Annotated in this window: 18 protein-coding genes; all 18 read left to right on the forward strand. The window is 55.8% G+C overall.

Going from position 1 to position 21670, the window contains the following annotated elements; translation table 11 throughout:
- Positions 1-354 precede the first annotated feature (354 nt).
- The 18 genes from lpdA (ACZ500_RS14980) (at position 355) to ACZ500_RS15065 (ending at position 21660) form a co-directional block, all read left to right on the forward strand.
- A complete protein-coding gene (lpdA, locus tag ACZ500_RS14980; RefSeq protein ID WP_464228155.1) occupies positions 355-1758 on the forward strand; it encodes a dihydrolipoyl dehydrogenase in 1404 nt (467 codons plus the stop codon).
- Positions 1759-1792: 34 nt separating this feature from the next.
- Entirely contained in the window at positions 1793-2446 is a 654-nt protein-coding gene (gene lipB / locus ACZ500_RS14985; RefSeq protein ID WP_464228156.1) for a lipoyl(octanoyl) transferase LipB, read from the forward strand.
- Between the two features lie 11 nt (positions 2447-2457).
- A complete protein-coding gene (gene lipA, locus ACZ500_RS14990; protein ID WP_464228157.1) occupies positions 2458-3336 on the forward strand; it encodes a lipoyl synthase in 879 nt (292 codons plus the stop codon).
- 690 nt (positions 3337-4026) lie between these two features.
- Entirely contained in the window at positions 4027-4962 is a 936-nt protein-coding gene (locus ACZ500_RS14995; RefSeq protein WP_464228159.1) for a WD40/YVTN/BNR-like repeat-containing protein, read from the forward strand.
- Positions 4963-5286: 324 nt separating this feature from the next.
- Complete coding sequence (locus ACZ500_RS15000) at positions 5287-7707, forward strand: efflux RND transporter permease subunit (RefSeq protein ID WP_464228161.1); 2421 nt, start codon at positions 5287-5289, stop codon at positions 7705-7707.
- Complete coding sequence (locus ACZ500_RS15005) at positions 7704-8159, forward strand: hypothetical protein (RefSeq protein ID WP_464228162.1); 456 nt, start codon at positions 7704-7706, stop codon at positions 8157-8159. The genes ACZ500_RS15000 and ACZ500_RS15005 overlap by 4 nt, the downstream gene beginning before the upstream one ends.
- A 71-nt stretch (positions 8160-8230) precedes the next feature.
- A complete protein-coding gene (locus ACZ500_RS15010; RefSeq protein ID WP_464228163.1) occupies positions 8231-9802 on the forward strand; it encodes a DUF1302 family protein in 1572 nt (523 codons plus the stop codon).
- An 87-nt stretch (positions 9803-9889) separates the two neighbouring features.
- Positions 9890-11356: a DUF1329 domain-containing protein gene (locus tag ACZ500_RS15015; protein WP_464228164.1), complete on the forward strand. Its 1467-nt coding sequence runs from the start codon at positions 9890-9892 to the stop codon at positions 11354-11356.
- A 13-nt stretch (positions 11357-11369) separates the two neighbouring features.
- Positions 11370-11519, forward strand: coding sequence for a hypothetical protein (locus tag ACZ500_RS15020; protein ID WP_464228165.1), 150 nt, complete (start codon positions 11370-11372; stop codon positions 11517-11519).
- Between the two features lie 91 nt (positions 11520-11610).
- The gene (locus ACZ500_RS15025) at positions 11611-12756 is read left to right on the forward strand and encodes a dihydrolipoamide acetyltransferase family protein (protein ID WP_464228167.1); all 1146 of its coding nucleotides are present in this window, start codon (positions 11611-11613) and stop codon (positions 12754-12756) included.
- A 38-nt stretch (positions 12757-12794) separates the two neighbouring features.
- Positions 12795-14195, forward strand: coding sequence for a dihydrolipoyl dehydrogenase (gene lpdA / locus ACZ500_RS15030; protein WP_464228168.1), 1401 nt, complete (start codon positions 12795-12797; stop codon positions 14193-14195).
- Between the two features lie 273 nt (positions 14196-14468).
- Positions 14469-15602 (forward strand): acyl-CoA dehydrogenase family protein, encoded by a 1134-nt coding sequence (locus ACZ500_RS15035; protein WP_464228169.1) that lies wholly within the window; start codon positions 14469-14471, stop codon positions 15600-15602.
- Positions 15603-15663: 61 nt separating this feature from the next.
- Positions 15664-16845 carry a thiolase family protein gene (locus ACZ500_RS15040; protein WP_464228171.1) on the forward strand — a complete coding sequence of 394 codons (1182 nt, stop codon included), beginning with the start codon at positions 15664-15666 and terminating at the stop codon, positions 16843-16845.
- A 74-nt stretch (positions 16846-16919) separates the two neighbouring features.
- Complete coding sequence (locus tag ACZ500_RS15045) at positions 16920-18065, forward strand: ABC transporter substrate-binding protein (RefSeq protein ID WP_464228173.1); 1146 nt, start codon at positions 16920-16922, stop codon at positions 18063-18065.
- A 138-nt stretch (positions 18066-18203) separates the two neighbouring features.
- Entirely contained in the window at positions 18204-19079 is an 876-nt protein-coding gene (locus ACZ500_RS15050) for a branched-chain amino acid ABC transporter permease (RefSeq protein ID WP_464228174.1), read from the forward strand.
- A gap of 5 nt (positions 19080-19084) precedes the next feature.
- Positions 19085-20074, forward strand: a complete 990-nt coding sequence (locus ACZ500_RS15055) for a branched-chain amino acid ABC transporter permease (RefSeq protein WP_464228175.1) — start codon at positions 19085-19087, stop codon at positions 20072-20074.
- An 85-nt stretch (positions 20075-20159) separates the two neighbouring features.
- Entirely contained in the window at positions 20160-20927 is a 768-nt protein-coding gene (locus ACZ500_RS15060; RefSeq protein WP_464228176.1) for an ABC transporter ATP-binding protein, read from the forward strand.
- 46 nt (positions 20928-20973) lie between these two features.
- Entirely contained in the window at positions 20974-21660 is a 687-nt protein-coding gene (locus ACZ500_RS15065; RefSeq protein ID WP_464233061.1) for an ABC transporter ATP-binding protein, read from the forward strand.
- The last annotated feature ends 10 nt before the right edge of the window (positions 21661-21670 follow it).

Consider the following 21670-nt stretch of genomic DNA (forward strand, 5'->3'; position numbering starts at 1 on the left):
ATGATGACCTGTCTAATTGCAATCGCATATCGCTAAATATGCAAATATCATGACTGATGATGTTTCGATGGAAATTATCTTATTTACTAGTCGAGGAGATAATTCCTGTCTCACTTATAAAAAACCATCATTAATCGACTGCAATTACCAATATAACCGATCGCATAGATTACACACCGGCCGGTTGTGCAAAATGAGCAAATTGCCACCGTTTTCTATCCCTTGAGTCTTACCTTCGATCACAGGGCGAACCATACTTTTGGAGTCGTACAGTTTCTGTGCAAGTTGCAAAGACACCTGAAGACACCGAGTCTTGTTTGGCATTCATTCTGGAATCAGAGAGAGGATAGTTCCATGGAAGAAAGAGATGTGGTAATCATTGGGGGCGGCCCGGCTGGTTATGCGGCAGCAATCCGAGTATCTCAACTTGGCGGCAAAGCTACCCTTGTTGAAAACGATACCCTGGGTGGTACCTGCCTGAACAGTGGATGTATCCCTACCAGGTCGCTGGCCCGCGGGGCAGAGCTGTTTGATATGGCCAAGAATGCAAATGACTATGGAATTACCTACAGTGACATATCGGTCGATTTTGCAAAGATGCAGACACGAAAGGAGACTGTGGTCAAAAATCTTACAGCTGGTGTGAATTCCCTTCTCAATGCAAACAAAGTAGAGCTAATAGAGGGACTGGGCCAATTCATTTCGCCCATGCAACTAGAGGTATCCCTAAAAAATAAAACAAAAAAGATTTTCACCGCACGCAAAGTCATTATAGCTACCGGATCAAGGTGTAAAAACTTGCCTATTCAGACCAGATTGACAAAAGTCATCAATACGACACAAGCCCTCCGTCTTACTCAATTGCCAAAATCTATGATGGTTGTTGGGGGAGGGTTTATTGGCGTTACTTTTGCTATAATATTATCAAAGCTGGGCGTAGCAGTAAATCTTATCGAAGCAACTTCTCACATTTTGCAACATATCGATAGTGAAATTGTCACTATTTTTGCAAGGGAACTCAGCAGCAACGGGATCAAGACCTTTACAGATGCCCATATAGTCAAGATAGATGATGCTCGCGGTGATTTGCATGTTGATATTAAGGCAAAGGGGCAACCGTTTACCGTCTCTACAGAGTATGTTCTCATGGCGGAGGCAAGAGAACCAAACATTGATGAAATCCGCCTAGAACAAGCAGGAATTCAGCTCAACGATAGGGGTGGTATCGCTGTGAACAAAAGAATGGAGTCAAACATCTCGGCCATATTTGTTGCAGGCGATGTTACGATGGAGCATATGTGGGCACCTGTTGCCTACGTCGAGGGAATCACCGCGGCGGAAAATGCAATGGGTTTAAAAACGGAAGTCAACTATACGGCAATACCTTACTGGATTAGTACGGTCCCTGAAGTAGCCTCCGTAGGCATGACCGAAGATGAGGCCGTTGCGAAGGGATATGCGATACAGATTGGGAAGTTCCCTTTTGCTGCAAACGGTATGGCGACTATTCTGCATAAGAAAACAGGCATGGTGAAGCTTGTCGTCGATGAGCAGTACCATCAGATCCTTGGAGTTCATATCGTTGGTCCGGGTGCTACAGATCTCATCTCCGGGGCTGCCCTCGCCATACGGCTCGATGTAACACCGGAAGACATTGGCGCAACACTTCATGCGCACCCTTCTCTGTCGGAGGCCCTGTGGGAAGCCGCAAGGGACGTCAACGGCGAAGCGATTCATTCATTCAGACAAAGAAAATAGTTTTCTCTGGCTGAGGCAGGGAGATGAAGAACCAATGAGTATTGTATGGGAATTGGGATTAGTCGAGTATGCCAAAGCATGGGAGTTGCAGCGTAAGCTTCACCGGCAGAGGTTAATGGAGGAGATACCTGATACGCTCCTTCTTCTGGAGCATCCGCCAACCATCACCATCGGTAAATCGGGTAGAATCGAGAATGTTCTTGTCCCTAGAGAAACACTCCGGGAAAAAGGTGTTTCTCTTTTTTTCATAGATAGGGGTGGCGATGTGACTTATCATGGGCCAGGCCAAATCGTCGGTTATCCCATTATGGATCTGAAGCAAAGGCAGAAAGATATCCGTAGATTTGTTCATGATATTGAAGAAGTGATTATCCGGATGGCGAATGATTTTTCCATCAGGGCGGGGCGGGATATCACCCATCCCGGCGTGTGGGTTGACGGGAAAGAACTCGCCGCAATTGGGCTTGCTATCCGGAGATGGATCACTATGCATGGGTTCGCAATTAATGTAAATCCTAACATGGCACATTTTTCCTTTATTAACCCATGCGGCTTCAAAGACAGAGAGGCAACTTCCATGTCCAAACTCCTTGGAGAGTCATTCCGGCCAGATGCGGTCAAAGAGCGTTTAGTTTTGCATTTCTCTGATATTTTTGATTTTCCTTTTGATTTGAAAACAACTAATTGAGGAAGTGCTTAATGACCCATAGACGTCTTCCTTCATGGCTTACGCAAAAGATACCTGTTCCGGAAGTCATTCATCACATGGACCGGCTGCTTAGAGAAAAGAGTTTGCACACCGTCTGCGAGAGTGCCCTTTGCCCGAATATGGGAGAATGTTTTTCTCGCCATACAGCGACTTTTATGATTCTCGGCGACACATGTACGCGACGCTGTACTTTTTGTGCAATCAAAAAGGGTAGTCCGACCACAGTCGATGAAATGGAGCCATTCCATATCCTTGAGGCCGTGAAGTTGCTAGGGCTGCGCTATGTGGTTATCACCTCGGTAACCCGGGATGATTTGCCTGATGGTGGTGCTTTTCAGTTCGCCAGAACTACGGATCTACTACATCAGGACGAGGCAGGCATCCTAGTGGAAGTCCTTATCCCGGATTTTTGCGGATCAATCACAGCACTGAACATGGTTGTCAAAACACATCCCGAAGTTATCAACCACAATATTGAAACCATTCCGCGTTTGTACAAACATGTCAGGCCTATTGCGGATTTCTACCGGTCCCTTAGACTCCTTTCTGAAGTGAAAATGCTTGATCCAAGAATTGTTTTGAAATCCGGCCTCATGGTTGGATTAGGTGAAACGAAAGATGAAATCATAGAAGTTATGCGCGCCCTTATCGACCACAAGTGTGACATCCTCACCATCGGTCAGTACCTTCAGCCTTCGCCGCAGCATCACCCCGTGGTTGAATTTCTTACACCAGAACAATTCGCCGAATATGAACGGCTAGGGCTGGATATAGGATTCAGAGCTGTCGCTTCAGCCCCGCTTGTCAGGAGTTCCTACAGGGCGGCTGAACTTTACCGTACTGCAAGGCTTTTATTGAGCCCCCATTGAACCTGCCCTATCTGCGTTTGGAGGTATGAGATCCCCTCCCCGGCCGCTCCCTCCTGATCTGACGAAAACCTCCTGCGCGATTTCACCGTTCGCAAAACCCTGCCAGCCGCTCACCGCTGCCGTTTGAGAACTTCGCTGCAATACTCACCCCGATGAAATCGAACTGCAGATGCAGTGTTTCTTCTCGTTACGATGCTTCCATTATGGTGGATGGTCTATCGAAAAGGGTCCACTTTTTTGGAAGGCCTGACGGAAAGCAGATTGCGCATTGGGTGCGAATCTCGGCCCGCGTGCCGCCGGCAGCGGAACAGGGGCCAATTTCGACGGAGGGGAAAACGATTCATGGGGGCTCGTACAGGCTGAATTCTGGCGGTCCGGTGAATGCCTTCATGGGTATTCACATGCGCCTGACCGGAAGATGCCATCGCAAAATGACGGGATCCTGCTATTGATTCTTTTGTCTTGCGATGCGAAAGTTGGACCTGTCCATTCCCAGGACCGATGCAGGAGTCATGGAAGGCCCAGGATAACTGGAGATCACATTCTTCTGGGGCGGTGTTCGGCAGCCCAAGAGGATCGCCAAAGCCCGCGATGAAGGGAGTCTTTGCAATGTCTGTGAATCCTACCAAAATTCCACATCAATTCAGGGCATACCTCTTTTGTCTCCTCATCATCAGCCTTCTTCCGAACTTGGGCGCGCCCAATACCGTCATTGCCAACAGCGCGCTCTCGGATGATCTCTTTTCCGTATCCTTCTGCAACGAAAAGGAGGGTTGGGCCTGCGGCCGTTGGGGGACGGTTCTCCACAGCGAAGATGCCGGGCAGACCTGGAAAATGCAGGAAAGCGGAACAGATTACACCCTGTCGGGCGTCTTTTTCGCCACTCCCCGTGAGGGATGGGCAGTTGGGGATGGCGGGACCATCATTCACACAACCGACGGGGGGAAGAGTTGGAAGCATCAGGAGAGTCCGGTTCCCTTCTTTCTTATGGGGTTGTACTTCACCGACGTCCGCCAGGGTTGGATCGTAGGCGAAAGAACGACGATTTTGCACACCCGGGACGGCGGGCAAACGTGGGAGGTCCAGTTCCAAGACGAGGATTTCATCCTCAAGCGCGTCTCCTTCTGCGATGACCGAAACGGCTGGGCCGTTGGCGAATACGGCTTCACCTACCATACCACCGACGGCGGAGAAACTTGGGAGCGCCAGGCTGGAGAATTTGGCTTTTCTGAAGAAACAGGTGAAATCATCGGCGGGAATTTCCTGTTCGATGTCGACGCCGTCGACCCGCAAACGGCCTGGGTGGTCGGGATTGACGGCTATGTCGCCCAAACCATCGATGCTGGTCATACCTGGAACAGAATCGAGGGACGTCTCCCAAGAACACACCTCTTCGCCATCGAGGTCAAAGCGGATGGTGTCCTCGCCATCGCGGGCGCTGATGCACTCTACACCAGCCCGGATGCGTGCGGACATATCGAGCGTGCAGCCCACCACCCCCAGCTCAAGTATGGATGGCTCTATGACCTAACGTCAGTGGGGGCAGACGGCTTCGTGGCTGTGGGCAAAGAGGGATGGATCTATCGAACCGATTCGGTGGCGTCTGCGTGGCAACCCCGTCACTAAGTCCATCCCAAAACGGCGGTATCATCCATAACCTGCTGCAGCAATCTTGCAGAAACGACTTGAACGCAGAATTTTCACCGAACATCGCTCTACCCTGAAATTCCATGGGAAATCGCTTGCGTCCCTCGCCGGAGAAATCACCCGAAGCTGGGAATGCTGGATATATAGCGCACATAGTGCCGCTCCATCACCCTTGAGTATGCGCAGTTGGACTGGATAGGGACCAGAAGCCCTTTACAGCAAATTGCCGCAACAGGATGTAGTCGGTAGCGTGCTTCACTACCCAATACCAACTTTTTCGCCAGGGATGGAAGGGGAACCTCGATGGCTTCCAATCGATACATCGATCGCATCAGCAGCTTTCTTGTCCAAAATCGCTATAAGGTACTCATCGCATTTCTGATCTTCTGGATAGCCTTCACGTCAGGCGCGACACGCATCAAGACGGAAGTCATCCTGAGAGATCTGTTTCCCTATGATCATCCCTATTTAAAACTGCATGCGCGCTTCGCTGAAATCTTCGGGGGGGGCGGCTATGGCGTCGTCATTGCCGTCAAGGCTGAAGATGGCGACATCTTCAACCAGAAAACACTCACCAAGATTAAGGACATCACCGATGAACTGGTTCTTTGGGATGAGGTTTATCGTGTTCTGACCATTTCCATCGCCAGCAACTCCGTAAAAGTGGTGAAAACCAAAGCAAAGGGTGAAATCGTCATCGATACCCTGATGTTTCCTGAAGTTCCCAAGACCGCACAAGAAATAGAACTTCTAAAAAAACACATCTTCTCGAATCCATCCTACAACGGGACACTGGTGTCAAGAGACGGTGAAGGAGTTCTCGTACTCACACAGTTAAAGGAATTCATCTCCTATGAAAAGGCCTTCGCTCTCTTTCGCGATCTGCAGGCCAGGTACAGCGACGGAGAGACATCCATTCATATCGTAGGTTATCCCATGCTCATGGGGTGGATTTACAGTTACAAAACCCAGATGTACTGGGTGTTCGGCATCAGCGTGGCCCTCATGGTCCTGATCCTCTTCCTGATTTTCAGGAACTTTGTTGGCATGATCGCTCCCATTGCCATGGCCCTCATCTGTACGGGCCTGGGCCTCGGATTTATCGGCTGGACAGGGATCAATTTCAGTCCCCTGCTCTATGTGCTTGCCTTCCTCGTCGGCGCGCGCATGCTGAGCAACGCCGTCCAGATCACCCACCGGTACATATACGAGTACCAGGTGAACTGCTGCCTCGATGGGCCGCGCCGCGTCGCCGGCTGCAACACCATGGGGGCCATGCTGATGCCGAACGCTGCCGCCGTCGCTACCGACGCTGCCGGATTCCTTGTACTTGCCCTGGCCAAGATCGTGCTCATGCAACAGCTGGCCATCCTCATGAGCTTCTGGATGATCACCATCGCCCTTTCAGGCTTTCTGGTTCCCCTCATATGCTGCAGCCTTCCACGCCTAACCACGGTGAAACCAGACGCCATCAAGAAAGAGACGTGGTTTGACAGGGTCACCATCGGTATCTCCAGGTTCTCCATTGGGAGCGGCAAATGGATCATCGGCGTTGGGGCCATCACCATTGTGGTTTTTGGCGTCTGGCAAACCACGAAGTTGAAAGTTGGGGATCCCACGCCGGGATCGTCGATATTATGGCCGGACCACCCCTACAATCAGGATCAGGCGTTCATCAACCAGACCTTCGACGTCTCGTCGGAGGACCTGATGCTCTACTATGAGGGCGATGCTGGTTCCGTCTACGATCCTTTCGTCATGAAAACCTTCGAGGCATTTGACCGTTACATGGCAAAGCACCTGCCGGACATATACAAGTCCTCTTCCGCCATCACGGATATGGCCAAAATGCTCAACTTGACCTTCCACGATGGGGACCAGATCTGGTTCCAGATGCCGAGCCAGGCGGAACAGGTGACCGGCTTGTTGGGCTACATCCGGAACAACATCGATCGCAACACACTGGGACGCTACATGGACCCAACGTTGAAACGCGCCCAGATCACGGTCTATTTTTCCGATCACACTTCGGACAACATGCTCAGGATACGCGATGCAGCTTATAATTTCTTCGAAGACAACCGCATGGAAACAGACAGGGGGCGCTTTCTCCTTGCAGGTGGTTCCATCGGAATGGAAATCGCCGTCAACGAAGAGATGCGGAGGACTCACGCCCTCATGGACACTTTGGTCCTGATTGTCATCTTTCTCATGTGCATGCTGGCCTTCAGAAGTTTCGTAGCCGGCGCCATGCTGGCCGCGCCCCTAATCCTTTCGAACCTCGTTGCTTTCTCCTACATGTCCATCAATAACATAGGTCTTTCCACTAACACTCTCCCATGCTCGGCGGTGGGTGTCGGCGTAGGAGTGGATTTTGCGATCTATCTTTACAGCCGCTGTATGGAGGAATTTCCCAAAAGTCATGACTGGCAGCAGACAGTTTTGACCGCCGTTCGAACCGCCGGCAAGGGTATCGTCTTTACAGGCTTGACCCTGATTCTGCCGATCCTCCCATGGGCTTTCATATCAGCGCTGAAGTTTCAGGCGCAGATGGGCTTCTTTCTGGCGATGCTGCTTTTCACCAACATGGTCGCTGCGTTGACACTCCATCCGCTCTTGATCCTCATCATCAAGCCGCGGTTCATGACTCAAGGGACCCCGGCATTGGTCGGTAAATCGAGATCGGAACACCACGAACTTCAAAGCCAAGGAGGGGAAAGATGAAGAAGATGGGGACACTAAAGTGGTATGCGGCCATCGGTCTGATTGTCCTGAGCGTGTGTCTATCAGGACAAGGCCAGGGCTGGGCCAGGGGGGACCGTATGATCTATGTCTACGGCAGTGAACAAGGGGATCAGATCGAATGCTCGCTGGAACCGATAAAAGCCAGTGTGGGGAGGGATACTCGGGTCATCTGGGCCAACGAGTCGGACAGTGAAATTCAAGTGATCTTTCTCCATGGTAAAGAGTGCGAACTATCCACTTACGGTACACTCGGCTGGAAGATGAATAAGAGCTGTTACATAACGGATAAAACCATCCCTCCAGGTGGTACAACAAGCGCTGTGTTCAAGAACATCGGCGTATACGAGTACGCAATCCTGTTTGTAAATAAAAACAGAAAATTAAAAGGTGCCATTATCGTTGCTAGTCAACCAGAATATCCGCCATGCTGAATCGAGTCTATAGAGACATTGACAAGTCAGAATTCGCTTTCAATATGAATCAATTAGGGGGAGAGAGCACCATGAATAAAAATATAGAGACGGATCGTTGTTCATTCCGTCGTATGTTTCCACTATTTTTTGCTGCGCTGTCGCTCTTAGCCGTATTCGGTTCCGCGACTCCATCCGGTGCATTCATTACAAAAATGGGCGACATGCCGCTAACCATAATGGGCTACATCAACCAGGGATTAGGCTATGGAATCACAGGTGATGAGCATTATGACACCAAAGAAGGACCTCAGTCAGCCTACTATAACGTCCTGCTTGAGATGGAACTTGAAGTGTCTCCTAACCTTAGGTTTTTCGGTTCGGGCATGTTGACCGGCGATTGGGCCTACGAATTTCTTTCCGGTGATTCGGAATGGGAAAAGAAGGCTTTCGTCAACTCCCGTGATGAACTCGCCCATGACACGGTGCTGCGAGACCTGCTCCAGGAGGCTCATGTGACCTGGACACCAGGAAACTTCTATCTGCGCGCGGGTAAACAGATCGTGGTGTGGGGCGAAACGGACGGTTTTCGCATCATGGACCAGATCAATCCGCTGGACCAGCGCCGGGGGATCACAGACGTCGAGTTCGAAAGCACGGTACTCCCCACCTGGCTGCTTAGGGCGCAGTGCTTTTTCCAGCCTCAAAGCACCTGGCTGCAGGATCTGGGGTTCGAGTTCGTCTTCAACCCCAACGCCGATTTCGAGAAAAACCGCGACATCGTCCCTGGAAACGACGTGGCCGGCATTTGGGCACCCAACGTTCTCGTGCCACTGGGGCCTGGGACAGATGCCCATTTAGGATCTTTGAATTATGACCTGAAGGAGCCTGACACATGGGACTCGGACGGATTCGAATACGGTCTAAGGGTACGTTCTGTTGTAAGAGATGCGATCTTGACCCTTAATTACTTCTACGGCCTCGACAACAGCCCGATAACGAAAAATGCTCCCATGATGCCGGATATCGAAGTCAGCCCGTGGGACAACATGCTCATCATCCATCCATACGTCGAAGGCTACTATCCGCTTTTCAGGTTCGGCGGCGCAACTTTTACAAAAGATTTCCCGAACATCAGTTCGAGCGCTCTGGGCGGCGTGGCTCCCGTTCTGCGGCTGGAAGGGTTCTACGCCTTCAGCAATACCTTTACCAACGACCAGAAGAACACCTTCGAGACGCATGACGAAATCCGCTGGGCCATTGGCGTGGATTGGAAAGTGAAGGTCGATTGGCTCAACCCGCGCGCCTATTTCATGATTTCGCCGCAATTCTATCACCGCTACGTCGTCGATTACCCTGATGCTGGGCAAACTCTCACGGCGACCGCCAGCACAGCAGTCAAGGAAAACAATTACCAGACATCCCTCATGATTAACACCACTTATTTCCACAATAAACTGCAACCCTCGATCTTCTGGCTGGGAGACTGGACCTACGGCCGTTCGGGGTTCATTCGCCCGCAACTGAAGTACGAGTACAGCTCCAACTGGGACTTCACACTGGGGGCCATTTTCCTATACGGGGATGCAGATGCGTCGGGAAAGGGTTTCGAACCCTTGCGTTACAAGGACCATGTCTATTTCACCGCAAGTTATCGCTTTTAGACGTAAGCTTGGCGTGCCCTGACAGTCTTTCGCCCTCTTGGAATAGGTTCGTGATCCGCTACAGAAACATAGAATGGAGGTCCTTCGATGAAATGTTCTGAGTTCAGGAATTCTTTGCTCGTGCTGTTGGCCCTGGCAGTCACATTGTGCGCACTGCAGGTGGCAAACGGAGAAGATGCCTTGCCAAACCCCAAGACATACGTTCCCGACCTGGCGACTGTCGAGCAACACAAAGCCATTTTCGATGACCCGCGGCCCTATTTAGTGGAATTCGGTCCGAAACAGGTCCTTCCCCCAGAGCTCTACGAGAAGCTGACCTATGACATCGAGGCTATGAAAAAGGAGTGGGCGGAGATTGTAGGGTTTAAAGCCACTGATTTGGTTGGGAAAATCGCCCCAGAAATCAAACCCGGGAAATACACTCACGAGGATGTGAAAAACAACCCTGCTTTTAAAGAACTGATGTGGCCCAGGCTTTACAACCGCATCAAACCAGGCGGCCCTCCCCACGCCGGGTGCATTCCGGAGTTCACCGTGGTGCCTACGCGGCAGTATTATTGGAGCCTTCCCGTCGCTCGGGCCACCAAGGAGAACGCCGGGAAAACACAACTGGACAAAGACGGTTACCTGATACCGGAGACCTGGATTTCAGGATACCCCTTTCCGAAACCCGAAGGCCCCTTCAAGGCGCAGCAGATCATGGCGAACGTGGAAAAACGATATCTCGCCTGGGGCGGCAACATGTACCTTGCCAGCCGGGTTTTGGGCCTCAACAAGGACCTCAAGACGGACTTCGACGGAGCCTATGACGTCAACCACGTCAGACTCGCCGGCCGGGTTCTGTTGCCGCCTTATGGGTGGATGGACAAGCGTGCCAGGGAGCGCGGCGAAGCGAAAATGTTCATCCTGAATTTTCTCGCACCGCGCGATATAGCTGGAGCTGCACAATCAGCGCTTTATTACCTGGATCCCAATGCCATGGATCAACTCATGATCTTTCTACCTTCCCTGCGCAGGGTCAGGAAAATGAGTGCGACAGATACCCAGGATCCTATCATGGGACAGGACCAGATCTACGACGACAACGAAGGCTGGATGCAAAAGCTCTCCCCCACCCGCTATCCCTACACCTTCGAAGTCCTCGAAGAAAGGGAATACCTGCTTCCCGCCGCCACGCTGGATGGCTCCTGCTACATTGGCAAGGATGGTTTCGAATTCAGGAATCTCGAGTTTGAACGCCGTCCTCTTTATGTCGTCAAAATGACCCAGCAGGACCCAAATTACGTTTACAGCTATCGGATTCTCTACATCGACAAGGAGACCTTCGTTTACTACCACGTCGAGAACTATGACCAGAAAGGCAGACTATACAGAACATGGGACGGAACATACTCCTTTTTTCCAGAGATGGGAAGCATCACCTGGAGCGGCATGCTGGTTCTTCTCGCTGACCATATCGATCTCCATTCCACTGCCCAGCAGCCCTATCAGTTGCCGAGCTTCTGGACCAGGGAGGACATCAGCATGGCGGGGATGTTGCGAAAAGCCAAATAGTTTCCATCCGGACATGGGCTTTTTGGCCAATCTCGATGTCAATCTGCACGTTTGCTTGTGCGGCGACCAACAGGTCGCCGCCGCACAATCGATTGATTTTCTTGATATTGGAAAAACCGGGACCCGCCCCGCAGGGGTGGAACTGAGCACCCGAAGGGTGTGAAGAAAAAATCCTCATTTCCGGATTGGAAACTGGGTCGGGCCGGATAACCATTTCCGGATGGACACCAACCAGGAAAGGATAGACATCACAAATGGCAACGGAAGTATATGTGCCTGAGCTGGGGATGACCCAAGCCGAAATCACGGTAATCGAGTTGACGCACCCTCATGGCGGCCCGGTGGAAGTGGACGATGTGGTGATGGTCATCGAAACAGCCAAAGTGAGTTACGAGGTCAGGGCCCCGGGCTCGGGCCTGGTTTTCTACCTCAAACGGGTCAGCGACAAGGTGGATATCGGTGATGTTCTCGCTATCGTGGCCGATACTGAAGAAGAATTCAAGGCCTACCTGAAACCCGTCTCTCATCCGGCCTCAGAAAGCTCTTCTGAAGCGGACCCCAGCAAGGTAGCAGGCCATTTTTTCGAAGACGATGAAGAGGAGACGCGAGGAGTGCGAGTTTCCTTCGATGATGAAGATAGCAGGCCCGCACACCTTCCAACGCCGCACTCGGCCCCGCCCCCGACGCTGGATTTGACCGGCCGCCGGAAAGAGAAAAGCATCCCCTTTATCGGCATGCGCCGCACCGTCGCCAACAATCTGGTCAAAAGTCTGCACATGGGAGCGCAACTCACCATCGTCGCCGAGACAGATTTGACGGAGTTGAATCGTTTTCGCGAAGGTCTTGCATCAACCTACCCCGATACGAAGATCACGTTGGTCGACCTCATCGTAAAGATCCTGCCCGCGCCCCTGAAGGAATACCCGATCGTCAATTCCACCATCTCAGGGGACGAAATCATCTGCTGGGCTGAATATAACATCGGGATCGGCATAGCTGTGGACGAAGGGTTGGTAGTCCCAGTATTGAAGGATGTGGACAAGAAGGGACTCGATTGGGTCAGCCGGGAAATCGACGCTCTCGCCAAGAAGGCCCGCAACGGGGAACTGAGGCCGGAGGACCAACATGGGGGGACTTTTACGCTGGCCAGCGGCGCTACTAAGGCCGAAACGGACATCATCACACCCATCATCAACCCGCCTGAAAGCGCCATCTTGGCCATGGGAAAGATCGCTCCGCGAGCGACCGTTTACAGGGGCGAACTGGCGGTGCGAACCACGGCATACCTCTGTCTGACTCACGATCACAGGAACATCGACGGGGTCTCGGCATCGCTTTTTCTCGGCCGTCTGAAGGAAATCATCCAAACACCCGAGCTCTTCAGAAAAATTCTGCTTTAGGTCGCGCTACAAGGACCCATCGAGGAGAACGTAAACTCATGATCGATCGTGTTTGTCAACTTGTGGTGGTGGGGGGTGGGCCGGGAGGCTATACGGCGGCCATCCAAGGAGCCCAGAGCGGACTCAAAACGATCCTGGTGGAAAGGAACCTCCTAGGAGGCACGTGCCTCAACCGGGGCTGCCTGCCGACCAAAACCCTGATGGAGGACTCGCTTCTCATCGCGTCCGTGCGGAGCTGCCCTTTTCTCAGCGGAGAGATGAAAATCAACCGCCAACGGATCACGGCACGGAAAGACGCAGTGGTCCAGGGCTCCCGCGCAGGAATCGGCGGGATCCTCAAAGGCAACCGCGTGCAGATCGTGGAAGGGGCAGCGGCATTCCTGGACCCGCACCACATGGCAGTGACCCAGCCCGATGGGTCCACTTTGAAGATCGCCGCCGAACACATTATCCTCGCGACAGGCGCGGGGGTTTCGTACGAAGGTTTTACGGTGGATGGGGAAAAGATCCTGGGAACCGACGATGCACTCAGACTCGACCCCATTCCCCGGACCCTGGCCGTTGTCGGCGCCGGGAATCGAGGCGTTGAATTTGCCAACATCTACCTGAACCTCGGGGTAAAGGTCGTGCTTATCGAACAGCAAAAGCGGATCTTGCCCCGGGAGCACCGCTCGATCTCCAAGCGGTACAAAAAGATCCTGTCCGACCGCGGCATGAAGATTCTGACTCAGACGCGTCTGGCAAGTGCCGCACCCGCTCCTGACAGCGTCATGCTGAGAATGGAAACCTCCGATGGCCCCACGGAAGCTCGGGTCGACCAAGTCCTCCTCACCCTTCCAAGACAGCCCGTTTATCAGGGTCTCGATTTAGAAAAGGCTGGTCTTGCGCCGGTAGACGGTGTGCTTGCCTTCGGCCCCGGGATGGGAACAAAGATCCCCGGCATCCATGTCGTCGGAGATGTCGCCGGAGGCCCTTACCTGGCGCATAAAGCCATCGCTCAGGGGATAGCGGCCATCGAGCACATCCTCGGGAGGACGCCGCCTCAAGATCCGCCGCCTGTCCCCAACTGCATTTACGGCGACCCCGAAATCGCATCCATCGGCTTGACGGATTATGATGCCAAGAAGGCAGGCATCGAAGCGGAGACCGGTGAATTTTACCTCGCCGCCAACGGCCGCGCCGCCACGATGGGCCGGAACGAAGGACTGATTCTGCTGGTCTCCGAAAAAAGAAGCGGCGCCGTTTTGGGTGTCCACATCATGGGGCCCCGGGCAACCGAGCTCATCTCTCTTGCTGTCATGGCCATTCAAAACGGCCTAACCATCAAAGAGATCGCAAGCACGGTCATGCCTCATCTAACCCTATCCGAATCATTCTTCGAAGCAGCGCTCGCCTCTTCGGGAAGGGCCATCCACATGCTGATGGAAAAGACTGCCTAAGCGCCGTTATCCGGGTAGCAAGCCGGAACGGATTGGCCAGATGAAAAAACGGCCTCCGGAAGGGGCACGCTCTGTACCGGGTATTCCTCTTCTGAAGAGTCAAAATTCATTATCAGCACAGAAGCATGACGCTCAGTGCAAAAATTTCGCTGGAGCAAAAAACAAAGTAATTTTCTTGACAAGCACCATACTAAACATTTAGTTTGGTAAAAAATCATGCGTTGATTCGTTCAAGAGCGTCGCCCGTAGGGTCAGGGCTCTGGGGGTCGAGGGATGGATCCGAGGCTGAATCCCGAAAAGCTGGGGTTGATGGTCCAGGCAAGGGAGTTTGCACGCGAGCGTTTCACCGACGGATACCGGCTCGACAAGGAAGAGACCTTTCCTGCGGCGATTCACCAGGCTGCGGGCTCAGCCGGGCTGCTCGGGGCCTACATCCCGAAGGAGTTCGGCGGTCTCGGGATCGGCTTCTTTGGACATACCCTGATCATGGAAGAGTTCTGGCGGGTGGACCCGGGTATCGGAAACATTCTCCTTGGCATCTTCGGCTCGGAGCTGCTGATGTTCTACGGCAGCGACAAACTGAAACGCCGGTGGCTGCCGCCCCTCGCCGAAGGCCGCGCGATCAGCTGCTGCGCCATCACCGAACCGAACGCGGGGAGCGACATCTTCTCCGTCGCAACCTCCGCCATCCCCTCCAAGGGCGGATGGCGCCTCGATGGAACCAAACAATTCATCACGGGCGGAACCCTCGCCGACGTTATTCTCATCCTGGCTGTGAGCGATCCCGGGCAAACGTCCGGGCGCTTTTCCTTCTTCGTAGCCGAAAAGGACTCCGCAGGCATCTCCAGAGAAAAGATGAAGGGCAAACTCGGTATCCGGGCTTCGGACACGGCGGAGCTCGTTTTCAGGGACCTTTTCGTCCCGGAATCGCACCTTCTGGGTGAAGCCGCGGGCGAGGGCTTTTCCCAAGTGATGCATCTGTTCAATATCAACCGTGTCTTCGCCTGCGGTCAGGGGGTCGGGGTGGCTCAGGGGGCCGTCGACCTTGCAATCGACCACCTGAGGGAGAATCCGCTTCAAGCCGGGAAGCAGACGACCCAATTCCGGCTTGCCGAGATGCTGGCATCGGTTCTGGCGGCCCGGTCGGCGTATTATTCGGCCGGATGGAAGATCGACCAGGGGGACATCGACCCGGCCGAGGTCGCCATGGCCAAGCTCCTCGCCGGCGAGACCGGAGTGCGCGTCGCCAGGGATGCCCTCGGGATCGTGGGCGTCTATGCGGGGGAGAAGACAAGGCGCCTTTCCCGGTTTTACAGGGACGCAAAGATCGTGGAAATCTACGAGGGCGCCAAGGATCTCGAGAAGCTGACCATCGCGAGGCAGGTCCTCAAAAGACCCAGGGGATAGGGTTCGCTTTCGCCCTAAACCCTCTCGATGTGCTGGTTTTCCATTTAGGAGGCTTTCATCGATGAACACAGACGTCTACCTGGTCTCAGCGGCCCGGTCGGCCATCGGGGATTTCGGAGGAGGGTTCAGGCCCCTCCCCGCCATTGAACTGGTTGCTCCCGTGATCGAAGCCGCCGCGGCCCGTGCGGGAGTGCCCAAGGAAGCCATTGAGAAGGTCATCCTGGGAAACACCCTTTCACCGCTCACCCCCAATATCGCCCGCGGGGCAGCCATCACCTGCGGAATCCCCCCGCAGACACCGGCCTTCTCGATTCATTGCGCCTGCGCCAGTGCGATGCAGGCGCTGATCAGCGGGGTTTCCGCGCTCATGCTGGGGGAAGCCCGAATCGCCCTGGTGGGGGGAGTGGAATCCATGAGCAATGCGCCCTACCTCCTGCCGAGCACCCGCTGGGGGCAGCGCCTCAGGCACGCACGGGCGGTGGACCTCCTGTGGTGGGGCATGCAGGAGGATCCCATCATGGGCGGCATGGGGGCGGCGGCCGACTTCCTGGCGGAGCGGTACCGCATCAGCCGGGAAGAGCAGGACGAACTGGCCTTGTCCTCCCACCGGAGGGCGGCCTCGGCCAGGGTGAACGGGTATTTCGCGCGGGAGATCGTCCCGATCGAGGTCAAAGACGGAAGGCGGTCCAGGACGATCGATGCGGACGAGCACCCGAGGGCCGAGCTCGGCATCGAAGACCTGGCAAGGCTCCAGCCGGCCTTTTCAGCCCAGGGCACCGTGACGGCCGGCAATGCCAGCGCCTTGAACGACGGGGCCTCGGCCGTTGTGCTTGCCACAGGGGACGCCTGCAAAGCATACGGGCTCGAACGCCTCGCAAAGATCGGCCCCTGGTCCATCAAGGCGACGGAGCCACGGCTCACCGGGATCGCGCCCGTGCCGGCCATCCGCGAGGTTGCGGAGTCGGCCGGGCTGGGGCTTTCGGACATCGACCTGGTGGAGATCAACGAGGCCTTCGCCTCCTATTATATCGCCTGCGAGAGGGACCTCGGGCTGGACCGGGAAAAGGTGAACGTCAATGGCAGCGGGATCTCCCTCGGGCACCCGGTGGGCGCCACAGGGACCCGGCTGGTGGTGACGCTTCTTCACGAGATGATGCGCAGGGACACCCCTCTCGGGCTGGCAAGCCTTTGCGCCGGCGGTGGGATGGGGTACGCCATCCTCCTTCGAAGGGATTTTGGCTGAGCATCGAACGTAAGCAAGCGTTTTGGCAAGGGGTTGATCGGTCGGATCGCCAATCATGCAAGGAGGTTGGAAAGATGAAGAGAGGAAGATGTATCGTGGCCGTCCTGTTGTTTGGCATATTTGCGCTTCACACGGGCCTCGGCCTTTCCGCCGAGAAGGTGAAGATCGGTACGCTGCTCTCGACAAGCGGGCGTTTCGCCTTCCTTGGAGACCCTGAGCAAAAGGGGGTCGAGCTGGCCTTCGAGGAGATCAATGCCGCCGGGGGGGTCCTCGGGAAGCAGATCGAGCTTGTCTCCTACGATGACGAAGGAAACCCCGGCAAGGCGGCCAACCTCATTGACCGCCTCATCAGCAATGACCTGGTGGTGGGAATTGTCGGGGCCTCCACGTCCGGGACCATCAATGTCGCGGCTACCGCGGTGGAAAAAGCCGGCATCCCGATGTTTTACATCTCGGGGAACTCCGCCCTGTGCAAAGGGAAAAAGTGGGTGTTCAACGCCGCTCCCGCCGATGAACTGGATGCCGAAGGCATGATCGACTTTATCAAGGACAACCTCAAGCTGAACGTGATCGGGATCATCCACGACGCCAACGAATATGGGACCCGTTCGACGGAGTCGTTTCTGGAACTGATCGGCAAGCGCGCCCCCGGCATCAAGATCGCGGGCGTCGAGAAATATCAGTCCTCCGACCGTGACATGAGCGCGCAGCTCATCAACCTCAAGAACGCCGGGTCCCGGTGCATCGTCATCTGGGGCGTGGGTTTTGCGCCGGCGGTCATTGTCAAGAACTGGCACCAGCTCGGGATGAAGGACATCCGGCTGATGGGCGGAGCCGGCATGGGGTCCCACAAGATGATCGAATCGCTGGGAGAAGCCGGGGAAGGCCTTCTCTTCAACACGGTCCTGAACTACGGGGCGCCCAATGAGCGGGAACAGGCCTTCATCGACCACTACAAAAAGAAATTCGGGGCCATCCCGCCGACCTTCGCCGCCGTGGGGTATGACGCGGCGTACCTGTTGGCAGAGGCCCTGAAAACCGCCGCCGGGGATGCCGACCGGCTGGCCGACGCCGTATCCGGCATCCGGGGCTTCCAGGGGGTGCAGGGGACCTTCGATTTCTCGGAGAACCGCTGCAACGGCCTCCTGCCGGGATGCTACGTGATGGCGGTGGTCAAGAACCAGGATTACTACCCCGCGGAAAAGGTCTACCCCAGATAGCGGGCCACCATGCACCGCAGGACTGCCGACTCCACCTCGACAGGGGCTCGGGCGGGGATTCGTTCCGGTCCTGCGGGAGGTGGAATATCCGCCGGACGAAACAGGGAATCCCGGGCGAAACCGGACAGGTGACGTGACATGATCGATTTCTGCCAGTTCATGGTCAGCGGGCTCACCATTGGAAGCGTCTACGCCCTCATCGCCATGGGCTACTACCTGATCTTCATCTCGACCCACGTGATCAATTTCGCCCAGGGGGCCCTGGTCCAACTGGGGGGGATCATAGCGTTGAGCCTGCTCCTCACCTGGCGGATCCCCTACCTCTTCGTGTTCTTTCTGACCTTCTTCGCAACGGCCGTGATCGGCACGCTGTTCAAAGTGCTGCTGGTCTCTCCAGCCGGACGCACCGGAGTGCTCTCCAGCATCCTCATGACGGTGGGGGGCTTCATCTTCTTCGAGCAGATCATCTACGTCTTCTGGACCAAGGACGAACTGCTGTTCCCGCCGATCTCCGGCGAAACTCCCCTCAACATCGGCGGCGTGATGATCCTGCCGCAGGCCGTCTGGATCATGGCGATCGCCGTGGGGCTCTTCCTGCTGCTCTGGCTGTTCTTCACCCGGACCATCTACGGCTCCGCCATCATGGCCGCGGCGGAAAAGCCGGAAGCCGCAAGGATCGTCGGGATCGACGTCAAAAGCATGACGTCGATGGCCTGGGCCCTGGCCACCGGGCTTTCCGGGCTCGCCGGCATCCTCATCGCGCCGATCACCTTCGCGGGAGGAAGCCTGTCGACCGAAATGGGCATCAAGGGATTTGTGGCGGTCATCCTCGGAGGCATCACCCATTCGATGGGCGCCATCGTCGGTGGACTGCTGCTCGGCGTCATAGAAAGCCTCACCACCGGGTACCTCTCCAGCGCCTTCAAGGACGCCATCAGTTTCGGGCTCCTCATCGCGATTCTTGCCTTTCGCCCGGAAGGCCTCCTGGGCGGCAGGAAGCGGGAAAAAGTCTGAGAGATATGAAAAAAACTGCAGGAATCCAACCGTTTTGGCTGCTGGCCGTGATCGCCGTAGGCGTTCTGCCTTTTTCCGGCCTGGGCACCTACACCCTCCAGATCCTGACGCTGGCGGGCATCAACGCCGCCGTAGCGATCGGGTTGAATCTCGTGCTGGGCACCGCCGGGCAGATCTCCCTGGGACAGGCCGCCTTCGTCGGCATCGGCGCCTACGCCACGGCGCGTCTGATGACGGGAGCGGGGGTCTCTTTCTGGCTCGCCATGCCGGCGGGCGGCGCGCTGGCCGGGCTGATCGGCGCGGCGCTGGGCTACCTGGCCCTGCGCTTTCAGGGGCATTATCTCGCCATGATCACGCTGTGCTTCGGCTTGATCATGCACATCTTCTTTCTGGAATTCCCGTTCCTCACGGGTGGAGCGGCAGGCATCGCCAACATCCCCTATGCCGGCATCCTGGGGCACGCGATCGACAACGGCAGGGACGCCCTTTTCAAAACGTTCCACCTGTCCTGGTTCCTCGTGCTGCTCATATACTGGCTGCTCAACAACCTGACCCACCTGGGGTCGGGCAGGGTCCTGGCCGCACTGCGCGACGACCCGATCGCCGCGGAGTCCGTGGGAGTTCCCACCGCTGTCTACAAGGTGCAGGCCTTTGCCATCTCGGCCGTGGCGGCCGGGCTTGCCGGCGGCGTCTACGCGGTGCACACCCACTATGTCGGGCCCGAGTTGTTCGGGGTCGGGGCCTCCCTGGAGTTTCTGATCATCGTGGTCATCGGCGGGCTGGGGAGTCCGGTCGGAGCCATCCTTGGTGCTCTCCTCATGGCTGTTCTCCCGGAATTGATGCGAAGCTACGAGGAGTACCGGCTTCTTTTTTTCGGAATGATCCTGATGGTGATCGTCGTGGCGGCCCCGGGCGGATTATGGGGAGGCCTATCCACCGGTGTCGTGAGAATATGTTCGGCGCTGCGAAGCAGGTTCGGGACTGGGGGGGCCTGAACATGACTCCGATTTTCAGGCATCCGGGTGCCATCCGGGCGGATCGACAGACCGGGAAAAACCGTCGAGGTCTAACGGGGGACAAGTGGATCTTCTGTCTGCGAAACGGCTGAGCAGGAAATTCGGGGGGCTGTGGGCGCTCTACGGCGTGTCCTTCGCTGTGAGGGAGGGGGAGATCGCCGGCGTGATCGGGCCCAACGGAGCGGGTAAAACCACGCTTTTCAACTGTCTGAGCGGCCTCGACTACGCCACGGAGGGCAGCATCCTTCACCGCGGGCATGACATCACCCGGCTGACGCCGCACCAGGTGGTCAAACGGGGGATCGTCCGGACCTTCCAGACGACCCGGGTGTTCAAACGACTGACGGTCAGGGAAAACGTCATGGTGGGGCTGCATCTCCATTCCCGGAGCAACCTGCTGGTCGATATGATCCGCCTGCCCGGCGCGGTCCGGGAAGACCGGCGAGAGGCGGAGCAGGCGATGACGCTGCTGGAGGCCGTGCGGCTTGCCGATCAGGCCGACAAGCCGGCCGACGAACTCACCCTCTCCCAGGCGCGAAGGATGGAGCTGGCCCGCGCCCTGGCCACCGACCCTGAGCTTCTCCTGCTGGATGAACCCGGCGCCGGCCTCGACGAGCAGGAGCGGGACGAACTGGGAGCCCTTCTGAGGGACGTCCACAACAGGGGCGTCACCCTGATGGTCATCGAGCACGACATCGGTTTCATGGTGAACCTGTGCACCCGGATCATCGTGCTGAACTACGGCAAGGTCATTGCGAGCGGCACCCCTTTGGAGATCCAGCAGGACAAGCAGGTCCTGGAGGCCTATCTTGGTGAAGAAGACGCCGACTGACATCCCGGTCCTGGAAGTGAAGGCGCTCAACGCCGGCTACGGAAAGATGAACATCCTCGCCGGGCTGGACCTCTTGGTCAGGGAAGGCGAATCGGTCGCCCTCGTGGGGACGAACGGGAGCGGGAAGACGACCTTCCTCAAAGTCGTCTCGGGCTTCCTCCGCCCGACGGCGGGGTCGATCCGGTTCCTGGGAGCAGATATCTCGAAAGTCCCTCCGGAAAAAAGGGTGGGCCTCGGCATCGCCCATGTCCCGGAGTCGCGGGAGATATTCGCCAGACAGAGCGTGCTGGCCAACCTCAGACTCGGTGCCTACCTGAGGATCAGAAAAGGCGGAGATCCGGACATCCAGAAGGATCTGCAAAGGATGACGGAAATCTTCCCCGTCTTCTCGAGGCGCCTGCGCCAGGCGGCAGGCACCCTGTCCGGGGGAGAGCAGCAGATGCTGGCCATAGGGCGCGCCCTCATGAGCCAGCCGAGACTGCTTCTGCTGGACGAGCCCTCGACGGGGCTCGCGCCGCTCGTTGTGAAGGAAATCTTCAGGATCCTCAGGACCCTCATCCTGGACATGAACCTGAACCTCCTGCTGGTGGAACAGAACACCCGGCTGGCATTGAAGACCGTGAATCGCGGATATCTTCTCGAGAGGGGGCGACTCGTCAGAGAAGACGGATCCCTGGAACTCCTGGAGTATCTCAATGCGGCAGGGTTCACTCACGCCGGAGTCACCGGATAGACTGCAAAAA

This window comes from Desulfatiglans parachlorophenolica (assembly GCF_055394735.1).

Bases quoted from the DNA above. Each gene is read 5' to 3' on its own strand.
- lpdA (WP_464228155.1), top strand. From the start codon at position 355: ATGGAAGAAAGAGATGTGGTAATCATTGGGGGCGGCCCGGCTGGTTAT.
- lipB (WP_464228156.1), top strand. From the start codon at position 1,793: ATGAGTATTGTATGGGAATTGGGATTAGTCGAGTATGCCAAAGCATGG.
- lipA (WP_464228157.1), top strand. From the start codon at position 2,458: ATGACCCATAGACGTCTTCCTTCATGGCTTACGCAAAAGATACCTGTT.
- ACZ500_RS15000 (WP_464228161.1), top strand. From the start codon at position 5,287: ATGGCTTCCAATCGATACATCGATCGCATCAGCAGCTTTCTTGTCCAA.
- ACZ500_RS15005 (WP_464228162.1), top strand. From the start codon at position 7,704: ATGAAGAAGATGGGGACACTAAAGTGGTATGCGGCCATCGGTCTGATT.
- ACZ500_RS15010 (WP_464228163.1), top strand. From the start codon at position 8,231: ATGAATAAAAATATAGAGACGGATCGTTGTTCATTCCGTCGTATGTTT.
- ACZ500_RS15015 (WP_464228164.1), top strand. From the start codon at position 9,890: ATGAAATGTTCTGAGTTCAGGAATTCTTTGCTCGTGCTGTTGGCCCTG.
- ACZ500_RS15020 (WP_464228165.1), top strand. From the start codon at position 11,370: ATGGGCTTTTTGGCCAATCTCGATGTCAATCTGCACGTTTGCTTGTGC.
- ACZ500_RS15025 (WP_464228167.1), top strand. From the start codon at position 11,611: ATGGCAACGGAAGTATATGTGCCTGAGCTGGGGATGACCCAAGCCGAA.
- lpdA (WP_464228168.1), top strand. From the start codon at position 12,795: ATGATCGATCGTGTTTGTCAACTTGTGGTGGTGGGGGGTGGGCCGGGA.
- ACZ500_RS15035 (WP_464228169.1), top strand. From the start codon at position 14,469: ATGGATCCGAGGCTGAATCCCGAAAAGCTGGGGTTGATGGTCCAGGCA.
- ACZ500_RS15040 (WP_464228171.1), top strand. From the start codon at position 15,664: ATGAACACAGACGTCTACCTGGTCTCAGCGGCCCGGTCGGCCATCGGG.
- ACZ500_RS15045 (WP_464228173.1), top strand. From the start codon at position 16,920: ATGAAGAGAGGAAGATGTATCGTGGCCGTCCTGTTGTTTGGCATATTT.
- ACZ500_RS15050 (WP_464228174.1), top strand. From the start codon at position 18,204: ATGATCGATTTCTGCCAGTTCATGGTCAGCGGGCTCACCATTGGAAGC.
- ACZ500_RS15055 (WP_464228175.1), top strand. From the start codon at position 19,085: ATGAAAAAAACTGCAGGAATCCAACCGTTTTGGCTGCTGGCCGTGATC.
- ACZ500_RS15065 (WP_464233061.1), top strand. From the start codon at position 20,974: ATGAACATCCTCGCCGGGCTGGACCTCTTGGTCAGGGAAGGCGAATCG.